Origin of the sequence: Flavobacterium sp. K77, from assembly GCF_021608205.1 — a bacterium.
GTDB classification, from domain to species: Bacteria; Bacteroidota; Bacteroidia; order Flavobacteriales; family Flavobacteriaceae; genus Flavobacterium; species Flavobacterium turcicum.
The window spans coordinates 170,490-185,185 of sequence record NZ_JAKIHO010000006.1 but is presented as its reverse complement, the minus strand read 5'-3'; the positions used below and the strand labels follow the sequence as shown (position 1 = coordinate 185,185).

Here is a 14,696-nt window from a genome sequence, read left to right as displayed (position 1 = left end):
ATTGAATAAAACTGCTACAAAGCATAACGTTAATACTTTTTTTTAAAGCAAAAAAGTTTTAGCTTCGCACCACAAAACAATCAAAAGGGTGGCTACTACGGGTAAGAAGTTCGTGTAAGCCCTACTAAAAACTAGAACTATGGCATCAGGATTTTTCGCATTATTAGATGATATCGCAGCAATGATGGATGATGTGGCTGTAATGAGCAAAGTAGCTGCAAAAAAAACAGCAGGAATTTTAGGCGATGACTTGGCCGTAAATGCTGAAAAAGCATCAGGTTTCGTTTCCAACAGAGAATTACCAGTACTTTGGGCCATTTCGAAAGGATCTCTCTTGAACAAAGTAATAATTTTACCCATTGCATTTGTGCTCAGTTATTTTTTACCAACAGCGGTAACTGTAATTTTGGTATTGGGAGGTTTGTATTTGGCATATGAAGGAGCCGAAAAAATCTACGAATTTTTTTTCCCGCACGAACACGAAAAAACAGAAATTACTACCGCAGAATTGACCGAAGAGCAAATACTCGCATTTGAAAAAGAAAAAATCAAATCGGCTATTATCACTGATTTTATTCTCTCAGTCGAAATAGTAATCATTGCACTTGGTACCGTACTTGGTGAACCTATTGCAAAACAAATTACAGTAGTGTCAATCATTGCATTATTGGCAACAGTTGGTGTTTATGGTATTGTGGCGCTAATTGTTCGTATGGACGAAGCAGGTTTAAAACTAATTCAATTGAACCCCAATGAAAAAAGTTTCACTTACAAATTCGGAACAGTATTAGTCAAAGCATTACCGCTAATCATCAAATCTTTATCTGTAATTGGTACGATCGCTTTACTTTTGGTAGCAGGAGGCATATTTGCACACTACATTCCATTTTTACACCATATTGAAACACCACTTCCTGCATTTGTAATGGAATTCGCTTACGGTTTAGGATTTGGAGTAGCCGTTTTGATCGTAGTAATGTTAGCAAAGAAAATTTTTGGTAAGAAAGCACATTAAGTGTTCGCTTCATAAACGGATTATAAAATCAGTCTTCGGACTGATTTTTTTTTGAAAGCAATTTTAGTCGAAATAAAACTTCAAAAGATTATTTTCGAATACAACAAAAGATTATTCAAAAAGACCCTCTTTTGATTATTGTATTTATAGAAATTTCTAGTAGTTTTGAAGTATCAAATAAAAGTACAGCACTTGCTGAATAAGCAAGATATAAAAGAGAATCAGCGTTAAAAATAAAGTAATATGGATATCGTAAAATTTAAAATCACACCCAAAACCATTAAAGTTGAAGTTCGAAACTCGAACAACTATGTTTTTGATTTTAACAACTCCGTAGCCATTGCGAAAGAAGATCGAGACGTACTTTTAAAACTTTATAATGCTTTAGATTTACTATTTAAAAAAGATACTCCCACAGAAATAAAAAACTACATTTCACCCAATCAAACCAATATACTAGATCAAATTGAAGAAGTTGGTGAACAAGATTCAGAGTAAAATAATAGACCAAAGCCCAAGCTTTAGCGCAAGCTAATTAAAAAAAAATATTCTAGTTAAAAGGTAAAAATCAAAGTATTTAGCTGCCAAAATATTCCATTTTGATCAGAAATGAAAAATAATAATATGCTATACTACCAAGATTGCGCTGAAAAGAATACAAACCTAAAAACATGCTCGAAGATTTCTCTTTTATTGGTTTGATATTAATTCCAGTAATTTTTTTCATAAGCCGAAAAGCATTACGCGAAAGACAAACATTTTTAATAATTTTATGTGTTTGTATATTTTGCGGAATTTTGGCAATCTTAAACTTAGAATCAGCCGAAAATGGAAAACCAAACTTTGCACTTATTTGGTTTTGTCCATTATATTCTCTTCTCCTATACAGAATATTATTAATCGCATTTTGGGCAAGAAAAAAAAGAGATCCGAAAATTCCACAGCTTGAACTATTTTATAATGGAAATGTAGATTTTTTTGCTGACAGACTTTTTGGTTTAATTTTTATAATACTGAGTATAATGTTGCCAATGTATTTGATAACGAAAAATTATTTGTAAAAAGTACAGCAAATTAAAGGCGTTTAGCAATACTGGGAATTTAGGATGAATTAAAATATAGTTTTGTATTTGAAATTTTGTCTTTAATCCATAATCTCGAATCTCTTATACCAACCTCGCAAAGCGCTAGAACTATATAATCCTAACGTCCGGTATAATTGGGACAACCAAAACACTTTTTATCCAGATTAAATTGATAGGTTAAGGATAACTCATAAATTCCGCCTGTTTTACCAATTTTTGAAGTATTTAAATCATAAGCCAAGCCCAATCTTAAATGATCGTATTGCAAGCCTGTAAATAAATTGACAGAAGTTAGCAATTGACTATTCAAACCATTTTTAGCAGGATTGGTCACTGCAGTGGCACCAAAAAACATTTTTTCAAACAATAAAGAGGCTCCTAAATCAACTCGATTGTAGCGACCTTGTTGCATGTAATTAGACGTCAAAAACAACTTCGTTTCGTATGGAAAGAATTTAACATCAATGTAATTGGCTAATAAAAATTCATATCCTGCACTCAATGAAAAAAATGTGTTCAAAGGTAAATTTCCATCTTGAGTAAGCGCAATATTTGGCTTGTTTAAATGTTTCATTGATAAACCAATCCACATATCATCGGTATTAAAAACCATTCCTGCACTTACATCAAAAAAGCTAATTTTCTCGTTTCTAAGCAAAGGATCAATCGAACTAGCATTGATAATTCCTGTTCTAATATTAATTTGATCTTCAAGAAGTAAGTTTTGAAATGCAAATGATTTAAAGCCAAAACCTGCCTCTATAGCTGGTCGAAATTGCCAATTATCACTAATTTGGACACGATAAGCATAGTTGGCATTCAGTTGCGTGAACGTGTAATTACTGGCATTTTCTCTTTGATTCAAAATGCTAATTCCAAAACCAGAACTCATTTCTTCGTTCCAAGTATTTAAAAAAGCATAATCTGTATCAATTTTTAAAGCCAAATCAGGCCATTGTTCACGGTGAATTATACCCATGTAAGTTGTTTCCATAAAACCTGTAAAACCGGGATTTAGTGTTTCAGGAACCAAAAAATATTGTGTGAAAACAGGATCTTGTGCAGTACTTGTCGCAAAAAAGCAAGCAGTAACAACAGTGGTAATAAAAAATTTAAAATTCATTCTACAATGCTTTTCTTTATTTAATTAATGTGAATGCGCCTTCTTCGACAACTGTTTTATTGTAAAAAGTAGTTGCTGAAAGTTTGAAATAATAATTTCCGTTTTCTGCATCTAAATCTTTTACTTTCCCGTTCCAACCGCTAAGTGTTTGGCCCTTTTCAGTATGAACGATACTTCCCCAGCTATCATAAACATCTAATGTCATCTCAATAAAACCTAAAAACACGGGCGCAAATGAATCATTTACTCCGTCACCATTTGGTGTAAAGGCATTAGGCATGACTACACTATAGCCTTTTTGCACAAGTAGTGTTTTGGTATTTACATATTGACATCCAAAAGGATAATTTACAGTTTGTTTAATTGTGTAGGTTCCAGGCTTGGTATAAATATGCTGCGGACTCGCTTGATCAGAGAAATTTCCATCTCCAAAATCCCAAGAAATACTAGTGAAATCGCCAGTAGCTAAATTGGAAAATTGAACAGGATCATGAATGGAATAAAGCTGGTAAACATCTTTGCCATACGAACTTGTTTCAAAATTTGGAGTTCCTAGAACTGGCGTAGCAACATTAAAATTAATCGCTGCGCTACAACCAAAACTATCCGTTACACTAAAAATGATCAAACCATTATTATTGGTATTCATAATCTCGTTGTTGCTTCCAGAAACAATACCATCAGACCAACTCAAAGTATAGGGCGGTATTCCTCCTTTTACTTTACCCACAAACGTTTGTTTTACAAATTTAGTTTCACAATTATAATCCGTAAGCACCTCAACAGTAGGAGTTAATTGATCAAAACGTGTTATTTTCCATGATTGAGTCTCCGTGCAACCATTTGCATCGGTAACAATTACAGTATAGTTATCAGGAGGTAAATTTTGTAAATCTTCAGTAGTTGCACCATTTGACCATAAGTATTTAAACGGCTGCGCGCCACCTGTTACTACCAAATTGATAGCTCCAGTATTGGCATTTGAACAGCTTAATGTATTAGTTACATCAGCTTTCAATTCTAGTTTCAAAGGCTCATTAATTATAAAAGTTCTTTTAATTTGACACATTTTAGCATCTGTAATCGTAACAGTATAGCGGCCAGGCCCTATATTATTTCGCTCAATTCCAGCAGTTGAGTCATCATCCCATACTAATTTTACAGGAGTCAATCCACCAACTAAATTCAAACGAATGTAAGCATTCTTAGCCCCAAAACACGAGATGTTTTTAACATCAGGATTGATTGTAAATACTGGTGCATTGTCAATGATTACTTGGAAAATCTTCGAACAATTTAAGGCATCCGTCACGGTAATTAAATACGTTCCTGCTGATAAATTATTCTGAACCAAACCTGTTCCTAAATTACTCCATTGTACTTGGTACGGCGCTCCTGTTGCAAAAGGAATTCCACCTTTAATATTGGTAATTGTAATAGATGCATTCGCGTCATTGTAACATGCTATTTCGGTTTTGGTAAACTCAAGTGCAATTTCATCGTTTTGGGTAAGAATCACTTGTAAATTTGCTGTACAATTTGAATTATCTGTAACCACTAAATTATAAGTACCAGCAGGTACATTTCTTAGGTTTTTATTGCTGCTGGTAAAACCATTTGGACCTGACCAATTGTAACGGTAATTAAAATTTCCAGGAGTGGTTTCAACTGCTCGTCCACCACTAGGTGTAACATTTATTTCACCCGTACTAAAACCATAACACAAAATATCTATCTTACTTTCTAATTTTACCTCAAGTAATGGCGGATTTATTACCACATAGGTACCTGTTAAAATATCGCAATTATTAGCTTCTTTGATCGTGACCTTATAAATACCCTCTTGTAGATTTCTAAGATCTTCAGTTGTAGAAAATGAAACCCCATCTTTGGTCCATTCATAGGTATAAGGCAAATTACCTCCTATCACATTGAGGTCAATCGTTCCGTCGTTTTTATTAAAACAACTGATATCTACTTTTGAGGCTCCAAACTGAAACTTACCTGGCTCTTCTACCAAATATGATTTGACAAATGGACAATTACCATTATCAATAACTCTTAATGTATAGAGTCCAGGTTTTAGATTGATGATTGAGCTGGTATTGGCAGAAAATCCGTCAGGACCTGACCATGAAAACTGATATGGACTACCAGTTGCAAATGGAATTCCTCCAGAAACTACAATACTCAAAGAAGCATCATTTGCACCAAAACAACTTGATTTTTTATTCGTTTCTACTACTTTAATCAAGGGGTTTACCACAACAGTAATTGTAAAGGCTGGCCCAGGGCAACTTCCTGCCGTTGGGTTGATGGTATAGGTAACTGTGGCAGGAGTGTTCGTGTTATTTACTAATGTTTGACCAATGGCGCTAACGGGAGAAAACTGTCCGACAGCACCACTTACTGCTCCTGCAGGCGAAACAACCGGATTAGTCCAAGTATAAGTCGTATTTGCAGGAACATTATCAATACCATTAGATGTAGGACGAACTAAAAATGAAGAACCACTACAAATTGATTCAGATTTTGGGCTAATAATTGGCGAAAGAACCGTATTTACTGAAAAATTTCGTGTTGCAGATGTGGTACCACAACTATTGGTTACACTAAAAGTAGCTTGGTAATTTCCACTAACTGAATAAGTAATAGAACCCGGATTCAAAAGTGTTGATGTTGATGGTGTTCCGCCTGGAAAACTCCATAAGTAAGTCAACTCTGATTGTGGTGCACAACCATCTAACACATTACCAACAGGTTGGATAGTAGCCGAATTACAAAAATCGGATATTGGATTTAAAGTGATTTTTGGTGGTGTTTTAACTTCTATAAGCTGTACATTAACTCTTTCTACACCACAAGAATTTATAGTGGTAAGGCGTAAATAATAATTTCCTGGAGTTACAAAATTGATTACTGGATCCTTTGAATTACGTCCAGTACCATTAGCAAAAAACCATTGTTCTGGCTTTTTACCACAAAAATCTTCAAAATAATTTATTACCTCCCAAATGTACGTTTCTGTTCCACAACTTTGTCGTACATCTGTTGTATTGGTGATTTGAGTATTTGAATTCGCACATGGTTTTGAATAGGTAAAACTAGGTTGCAATACTGGTTCTACACAAATTGTTCTGGTAACTGTTCTTCCAATTCCGCACGGCGTTTGGGCAAACATAGTTACTGTATAAGATCCTGGATTGTTATAAATATGTGATGGATTAACTGCTCTTGAAACAGGACTACCATCTCCAAAATCCCAAGTATAAACATTAAAAGTACTACAGTCATTAGTGTAACCTGCAATAGTGTTATTATTGAAAAACACTGATCTACCTACACAATTAACGCGATTCACGTTAAAATCAACCACAGGAACATCTAAAATAATAATAGGACCAGCTGTTAAATAAGTGCTCCCGCATGAGGTAGAAATAATTAAAGCAACAGTATTTCCGTTTGGGCAATTGAATCTAGTAAAGGTATGTGGAATTGGAAAATTTTGAGAAGCTGCTGGATTAGCCTTGTTGTAATAAATCGAGCTCTCTAATTGTGCTTGAGTGTAATTTACAATAGTTCCATCTCCATAATTTACCTGATATTTTGTATCCGAAGGATTGAGAGCCCAAGACCCAATTGCAAAATTCATTGGTGCCACAGGTAGACAAAAATTGGTCGTATTTCCCGGGGCAATTAAGGCTCCAATCGGGTTATTTGAATTTTTTACAATATATGAAACACGGTTATTACAGCCACTGGCACCTACTGCCGTAATTACCATATTAAAGGAGCCTAACTTTTCATAAGTATGCTGTCTAGGAAAAACAACATTGGTCTCTGTTCTACCATCTCCCCAATCAATATTATAAGAAGTAACACATGAAGTTGACGCCGATTCATTTCCAACGTCGATGGTGTAACTTAAACTGGAATTATTATCTCCGCAACGTTCAAAAACTGAGTTTGAACCTGCCATTCTGTTAACAAATTTCAGATCAGGTTTTTGTTGTACCAAAACAGGTTTACTAACTGTGCTTTCTTCTCCATTCCTGTCTTTAACTGTTAATTTGACAATAAAGGTTTGGATACCGCAACCTAAAGCCGTAAAAGTATGAGTCGGATTACTATCTGAAGATGATTTTCCGTCTCCAAATTCCCAAAGATAAGTATAAGGAGCATTACCGCTCACAGTTGGGTTGAATGTAATTGGGGTTTCAGAACAACTACTATTGTTATTAAAATTAAAATCTACAGTGGGAGCAAATTCCTTAATCTCAATGTTAGGGTATATCGTATTGGCAAGTAAGGAATTAATTCCAAAAAAGAGTCCCAATAGCACATACCATCGGAACAGAAGAGTATTTTTTTGCATGAAAACAAAATATATAATTTTCTCACAAAAATATCATAATTAATTAACTGGGCAATAGTAATACTAGTTATTTACAAAAATAAATACGAAACATGTTTTAGGCTTCTTAAACAGAAAGAATGAATTAGCCTTGTTCCAAATCACATCCCAATACCTATCTATCTAATTAAACAAACTGTTACAAAGAATTATATTCAAAATAAAAAAGGCTATTTCCCGTGAGAGAAACAGCCTTTTTTAATTATTGCAAAGTGCTTCGAAGAATTATCTAGTATAAATAATTTAAAGCAGTAACATCGTTAGTATTAAATACACCTGTGTCACTTGAACTAAAACAAGCTCTCATGTATGAAGTAGGATCATATCCTGACGGAGTTCCCGGAATAAGCACAGCACCTACGCCTGAAGTCCCCTCATTAGTGTTTTCTCCACAACTTTGACGGCTAAACCAATCTGTGTGACGCAAACCAATACAATGTCCGATTTCGTGAGCAGCTACATGCGAGTTTACACCAACTGAATACGTATCCATACCAGAGTACAAAGTCACTGTATTGAATGGGTTTCCTCCTGATGGGAATCCTGCTACTCCTCCTGCACCACCTGCAGCTCTGCGTACTACAATGTTTGCACCGGTAGTACTAGAACTGAAAGTTAAAGAGAATTTTAAAGTCAGGTTCAAGTTATTGTAGCGGTTAATTGCCGCTTGTAATCCAGAACGCATGTTTGCACTAAGCGCCGATGCACCAGTTCCTGATAAACCAACAACACGAATTGTTCTTGGTCCAGACACAAGGTTATTGGTTCTGTATTGTTCTGTGGTAATACCACCATGCAAATCCATACTATTAATTTGCGCTTTGGTCATGATGATATCTCCTTCTATTAAAAACGCATCTTCTGTAACACCATTTTGGTTTACATGCTTTACAACTTTCACATCTTTATTGTTGAATGAAAGCGAACTAAGTTTAGCTAAAATCTCTGGTGTTACCTTAGTTGCATCTGCTTTTACAGCAGTAGTTTCGTCATCTTTAGTACAAGCTACAAAAGCCAAAACTGCACAAGACAACATTAAAATTCTTTTAATTTTTTTCATCGTTTGGTTAATTTTAAGAAAAGTTAATTGTTTTTTTTGAAGCACTTTGCAAAATCAAAAAGCCGAAAATAGACAATTAAATTTGTACGAAAATCATATTTTTATTAAAATAACAAATTTAACTAAAAAAGTTATATTTGTAACAAATGTTTTAAAAAAAGACAATCAAGAACAAATTAAAAACAAAAGGCCGTTTGTCAATACGATAATTTTATTGTTAAATAAAAACAATATCATCTAAAATTGAGTAATAAAATAACATTCAATTATTTTTTACTAATGAAATGAAAAGAAAAATTAGAAATTATTTTTTATATTTGAAAAAAAGTAAAAAATCAATTTAGTTAAAAAAATAAGTACTAAGAGGAATAATTTTATATATTTTAACATAATTTTTGTAGGTTGTTAAAATCAAACAAAGACTTATATAATAGTTTCAAAATGGTCCGAAATAACAAATTCTTACAAATAAATTATCAGAAAATAAAAAAGTGCAATATATTTTAATCCAACTAAAAATAGCATTCAAAATACTTTATTACATGAATTTCAAAATCATTATAGCACTACTCTTTATTCCTTTGATATCTTTTTCGCAAAAAACAGATCGATGGAAACATTTGCTTATTAAAGACCAAAAGAAACCTTCAACCTTTTTTCTAACTACTGTTTCTAATGCATTGACTAACAAGCATCAAATAATAAAGAAATTAGACGCGCAATTTTGTATTATTTCTGTTTCGAACGAACCATCGGAAAAATTTAAGGAACAAATTTATCGGGTTAACAACGATTGGAAACTCCCGGAACAAACCCTTAAAAAAAATAGAAAAAACAATTTCAATCTCTCAACATCTAATACCAACTTACTTCAAGCCACATTAAACAAGTTGCAAATAGCACACAAAATTGTTGGTGATATTATCATGTTACGCACAGATTTACAAACAATACAAGAGCATATTTTACAATTACCTTTTGTATTATCTATTACAACAGAATCCTTTACTCCCACCCTTGAATCTAAAATTAGAGATCAAAATTTAACCGTAAACCAGATAAACGGGCTTTCAGAAAAATTTCCACTCGTTGATGGCGCCACTCAAATTATTTCCATTAAAGATGATTTGTTTGATACCGCCGATATTGACCTACTCGGAAAATATATTTCGTCTAGCACAGAGTCAGCACAAGTAGGTGCTCATGCAACTGCTATGGCAACTATAGCTGCCGGATTAGGTAACAGCTCAGTATTAGGCAAAGGTGTCGCACCAAAGGCTAAATTACAATCCTCCAATTTTAATTCTCTTTTTCCTGATCCAATTAATTCATTACCAGGCGTAACCGTCCAAAATCATTCGTATGGAACAACTATTGAAAATTTTTATGGTCTACTAGCAAACGCTTACGACAAAAATTCATTTGAAAACACCAGCTTAAACCATGTATTTTCGGCAGGAAACAGAGGAACTGAGGGCTACAAAACCATTACAGGTAACTTCAAAAACTCTAAAAATAGTATTGTAGTTGGTTGTGTAGATACTAATGAACAAATAATGCCTTTTTCGTCAAAAGGACCTGCTAATGATGGTCGAATTAAACCCGAAATAGTAGCCTATAGTACAGAAGGTACATCAAATAGCGCAGCCATTACTACTGGAGTTATCGCATTGATGAACGAACTGCATACTGCAAAAAACAAACTGCCGCTACGTAATGATACTGCCAAAGCCATTTTAATAAACAGTGCTAAAGATTTAGGTAATAAAGGTCCTGATTTTACCTACGGTTTCGGGAATATAAATGCTACAAAATGTTTGAATACTATAAATGAAAATCGGATTATCTTGGGGAAAATTGGATCCATGCAAACTAACACCCATCAAATAGAATTGCCTGCCTCCGCAAAAAATCTAAAAATATCATTAGTTTGGACTGATCCCGAAGCGCCTGCCAATAGTACCTTTTGTTTGGTAAATGACCTCGATTTATCTTTAAATTCGACTACCGAAAATGAATTACCTTGGGTACTTAATCCAGCAAATCCAGCAGCTCCTGCAACTAAGGCGCCGGACCATCTCAATACAATAGAACAAATTGAGTTAGCAAATCCTCAGCAGCAAACTTATACTTTAACAGTAAAAAGTCAGCTTTTACAAAATGATTTTCAAAATTATAGTATTGTTTATGATTATGAATCAGCCGATACCTTTGAATGGTTGTATCCGAAACGCAATGATAATTTCCCATTTGATGGAAAAAATCCTTCTCCTTTTAAATGGAAAACCAATCAAACGAATGCAAACGGAACATTATCTATTAGCTTCGACAACGGATTATCATGGACACCGATTCAAAATAATATTGATATTCAAAATCAACTCTATTTGTACACTCCAACTCAACCCCTTTTTGAGCAAGCTAAACTAAAAATGAAGATTAACGAAAGAGAATATCTTAGTGATTCCTTTATTTTATCGTACGACTTAAATCTTACCACAACATTGGTTTGCAATGGAATTACCGAAATTACTTGGTCTACTCCACCCGCTGTGACCGCTTTTAATATTTATACATTACGCAACAGCAGCTTACAATTTAAAGAGCAAATAACAACCAATACTTACACCTTTACCGATGCCACAAATTATACGGTAGCGCCCGTTTTTCAAGGAATTGAAGGCATCAAAAGTGAATTAACTGTAGTAACAAGACCAAATACAGATTGTTACTTTGAGTCGACTCTAGCTGAAATTGAATCAGAAAATCAAATTAAAATAAGCGCTAGTCTTTTTAGTCTTTTTCAGATAAAAAAAATAGAAATACTTAAAACAAAAAATAATCAAGAAACTTCAATAAATACAATCTTAAACATCAATTCAAAAACAATTACCGTAACAGATGACAATCCAGAAATTGGTATTAATCGCTACTTTATAAGATTAACTTTAATTGATGGAACTGTATTCGACTCATCCGTATTCGAGACTAATTATTACTTTGAACAATTATTTTTGGTTACTCCTACCTTGGTCCAAAAAGACAACAAACTTTTAATTGAGGCTAAATCCGAAGGCGCTGGCGAATTACAACTTTTTAATAGCAGCGGACAATTAATGCAAACCAATCCAATTAGTTCAAAATCCTCAGAAATCACGCTTATTAATTTCACATCTGGCGTATATATTTATAAGCTTATTACCGCTAAAGGCGAGACTCAAACCGGGAAATTGATCAAAATCTAGTGGTATTGTGCTAATAAAATTGCCAAAAAAAGGGTTGCTATGAAAAAGCGAGACTTTCTAAAAACAAATTCGCTAATACCCTATTTTTTACTCTTTCTAAAATTCACTATTTTTGCAGTCTAAAATTAGAAAGCATGTCAAATAAAAAATACAAAATAGCGGTTATTCAGTTGAATTTGAATGATGTTGCCGAAAACAACTTGAAAAAATGCATCAGTTGGGTTCGCGATGCCGCAAAACAAGGAGCAGAAGTTATCTCTTTGCCTGAGTTATACAGCAGCCATTACTTTTGCCAGAGCGAAGATGTTGAAAATTTTTCGATTGCAGAGCCTTTGTACAGCACTTCTTTTACTGCTTTTAGTGCTCTAGCAAAAGAACTAGGAGTGGTTATTATTGTTCCTTTTTTTGAAAAAAGAATGGCGGGTATTTATCATAACAGTGCCTACATTATTGATACTGACGGGACAGAAGCTGGATTGTACCGCAAAATGCATATTCCAGACGATCCTGCTTTTTACGAAAAATTTTATTTCACACCAGGTGATTTAGGATTTAAAAACAATCCAACCAAAAAAGGAAATATTGGAACTTTAATTTGTTGGGATCAATGGTATCCTGAAGCAGCTCGTTTGACTGCTTTGAAAGGTGCTGAAGTATTGTTTTATCCTACCGCAATTGGATGGCACCCGCAAGAAAAAGAGCAATATGGTGAAAACCAACACAATGCTTGGATGACCGTAATGAAAGGGCATGCAGTAGCAAATGGTGTGTACGTAGCAGCAGCTAACCGTATTGGTTTAGAGCAATATTTACCTGATACAGCTGGAATTCAATTCTGGGGATCTTCTTTTATTGCCGGACCTCAAGGAGAAATTTTAGCACAAGCATCACACGATCAAGAAGAAATCCTCATTGCCGAAGTGGATCTTGATTTACAAGAAAATGTGCGTCAAAACTGGCCATTTTTTAGAGACCGACGTATTGATGCTTTTGGCGATATTACAAAAAGAGCCATCGACTAAATTTATATCGTAAAAACAAGACAAGCCTGCTAATTTCAAAATCAGCAGGCTTGTTTGTTTTAAATAATGACTCTATTTAATTCAAATCCGGTTGGAAAAATTTCACTACTCCATCTCCTTCACTACTTACAACGAGTAAACTTCTTTTAGTAGGACTTTTTGCTGCTGGTATAAAAAGTAATCCTTCAGGTGCATCGCCAGTTTTAAAACTTTGCAAAAATTGTGGAGCTGCTGGGTTAGTAATGTCATAAACCATTACTGTATCTGTTCGTTCTAAGCCAACAAATAAAATATTTTTATTTCCCATTTTTGCCACTACAACAGCTTCTGGTTCTGAACCTTTATCATCACTACGTGCATCGTCATAGGTTCCAAAATCTTGAGAACGTTTATCTAAATCATTTTTGCTATCAAAAACCAAAGCGCCTGTATTTCCGTTCCAGATGGTAAAAGAACGCGCTCCAAAACTAATTAATTCATCCAAATCACCATCATTATCAGTATCACCTTCGGTAGCAACTAAATTCAAACGTCCCATTTTAGGATCGGTTTTTAAAGTTACTGCATCAGGAAAAGCAGTTGGATCTAATGACAAGGGTTTCAACCGTGCAACATCACTATAGGTACCATATTCTCTAGCGTCTCCCTCATTTGCTGTTACAAAATAAGTAGTTCCGTTTACCATATAACTGGCAATTGCATCAGGCATGAACAATCCTTTTAATTTCCATGGAGTGAAGGCAATTGCATTGTCTCTATCACTTACGTCAATGCCATTTTCAACGCTATTGAAATCTTTATAACCTAATCCAAAAAGAGCCGTTATGGTTTTGTTAGTCAAATCGACTTTAGCTACTCCATTGTTTTCTTGTAAAGTGATCCAAGCCGTTTTAGAATCTTCAGAGATAGTAATATATTCAGGCTCAATATCTGCTGCAAAAGATTTTGCTTTTTTAGAAATTCGAAATCCTTTTGCTTTCAAAGCTGTTAATTGATTTTCGAATCCCGAAAAATTTAAGGTAGTCACAGCATAGTTATTGTTTACATCAATAATCGAAATAGTTCCATCAGGATCTACCGAATAGTCTGCATTTGGCTCTCCTTCATTGGCTGTCATAATAAATTTCCCGTCAGGCGAAAAGGTTAACATATCAGGTAATGCACCCACAGTTATTTCTTTAATCAAGCTATAATCAGTCGTTTTAAAAACAACTACTTTTCCATTTGCTTGTTTGTTAACAGTAGATTCTATTGCAACCGCTAATTTGCCATCATAAACAGCCACACTATTTGATGCTCCATTATAAACCGATAAATCAATCACAGCTAATTTTTTAGGACTAGTAGGATCTGTTATATCAATTACATCAATTTGATTGGTGTTGCTGTTATTTACTGTAAATAATTTTTTACCAACTTCATCATAGGCACTAATTTCAGCAGCACCCGTTCCTCCTATGGCAAGAGAACCGATTTCTTTAAAACTTGCAGCATTTTCATTAACGATTAACTCGGGTTCTTGGTTTGCATTCGAATCTTTCTCGCAACCAACCAATACGGCACCGGCAACCAAGAACGTCATAAATTGTTTTTTCATAATTGTGTGTTTTTTGTTTTTGCCAAAACTAACACGCAACTGTATTTTTGAAATTAACACAACATTATATAATTATTACCAAAACAATCAAGGTTCATTTCAAATGTAAAATCAGTCAATACATAGTTTTCGAGA

At 34.2% G+C, this 14,696-nt stretch carries 9 protein-coding genes; 5 read left to right on the top strand and 4 right to left on the bottom strand.

The genetic code is table 11. The features are described 5' to 3' along the window. The first annotated feature begins 139 nt into the window (after nucleotides 1–139). From L1S34_RS12060 to L1S34_RS12050, 3 genes are all read left to right on the top strand, one after another. Nucleotides 140–1,015, top strand: coding sequence for a DUF808 domain-containing protein (locus L1S34_RS12060; protein ID WP_236364222.1), 876 nt, complete (start codon nucleotides 140–142; stop codon nucleotides 1,013–1,015). Nucleotides 1,016–1,258: 243 nt separating this feature from the next. Beyond that, nucleotides 1,259–1,513: a hypothetical protein gene (locus tag L1S34_RS12055; protein ID WP_166133875.1), complete on the top strand. Its 255-nt coding sequence runs from the start codon at nucleotides 1,259–1,261 to the stop codon at nucleotides 1,511–1,513. A 173-nt stretch (nucleotides 1,514–1,686) separates the two neighbouring features. Beyond that, complete coding sequence (locus L1S34_RS12050; protein ID WP_236364221.1) at nucleotides 1,687–2,076, top strand: hypothetical protein; 390 nt, start codon at nucleotides 1,687–1,689, stop codon at nucleotides 2,074–2,076. A gap of 142 nt (nucleotides 2,077–2,218) precedes the next feature. Here the strand turns inward: L1S34_RS12050 and L1S34_RS12045 are convergent, their stop codons facing one another. The 3 genes from L1S34_RS12045 to L1S34_RS12035 all read right to left on the bottom strand — a co-directional run bounded on the left by L1S34_RS12045 (nucleotide 2,219) and on the right by L1S34_RS12035 (nucleotide 8,697). Further along, nucleotides 2,219–3,223, bottom strand: a complete 1,005-nt coding sequence (locus L1S34_RS12045; protein WP_236364220.1) for a PorP/SprF family type IX secretion system membrane protein — start codon at nucleotides 3,221–3,223, stop codon at nucleotides 2,219–2,221. A gap of 16 nt (nucleotides 3,224–3,239) precedes the next feature. After that, entirely contained in the window at nucleotides 3,240–7,598 is a 4,359-nt protein-coding gene (locus tag L1S34_RS12040; RefSeq protein WP_236364219.1) for a PKD domain-containing protein, read from the bottom strand. 268 nt (nucleotides 7,599–7,866) lie between these two features. Beyond that, the gene (locus L1S34_RS12035; protein WP_166133868.1) at nucleotides 7,867–8,697 is read right to left on the bottom strand and encodes a M57 family metalloprotease; all 831 of its coding nucleotides are present in this window, start codon (nucleotides 8,695–8,697) and stop codon (nucleotides 7,867–7,869) included. A 542-nt stretch (nucleotides 8,698–9,239) separates the two neighbouring features. Between L1S34_RS12035 and L1S34_RS12030 the strand changes: the two genes are divergently transcribed. Together L1S34_RS12030 and L1S34_RS12025 are read left to right on the top strand one after the other, a co-directional pair. Continuing rightward, nucleotides 9,240–11,942 carry a S8 family peptidase gene (locus L1S34_RS12030; RefSeq protein WP_236364218.1) on the top strand — a complete coding sequence of 901 codons (2,703 nt, stop codon included), beginning with the start codon at nucleotides 9,240–9,242 and terminating at the stop codon, nucleotides 11,940–11,942. A gap of 134 nt (nucleotides 11,943–12,076) precedes the next feature. After that, entirely contained in the window at nucleotides 12,077–12,964 is an 888-nt protein-coding gene (locus L1S34_RS12025; protein WP_210789811.1) for a carbon-nitrogen hydrolase, read from the top strand. 76 nt (nucleotides 12,965–13,040) lie between these two features. Here the strand turns inward: L1S34_RS12025 and L1S34_RS12020 are convergent, their stop codons facing one another. Beyond that, a complete protein-coding gene (locus tag L1S34_RS12020) occupies nucleotides 13,041–14,561 on the bottom strand; it encodes a choice-of-anchor I family protein (RefSeq protein ID WP_236364217.1) in 1,521 nt (506 codons plus the stop codon). Nucleotides 14,562–14,696: the final 135 nt, after the last annotated feature.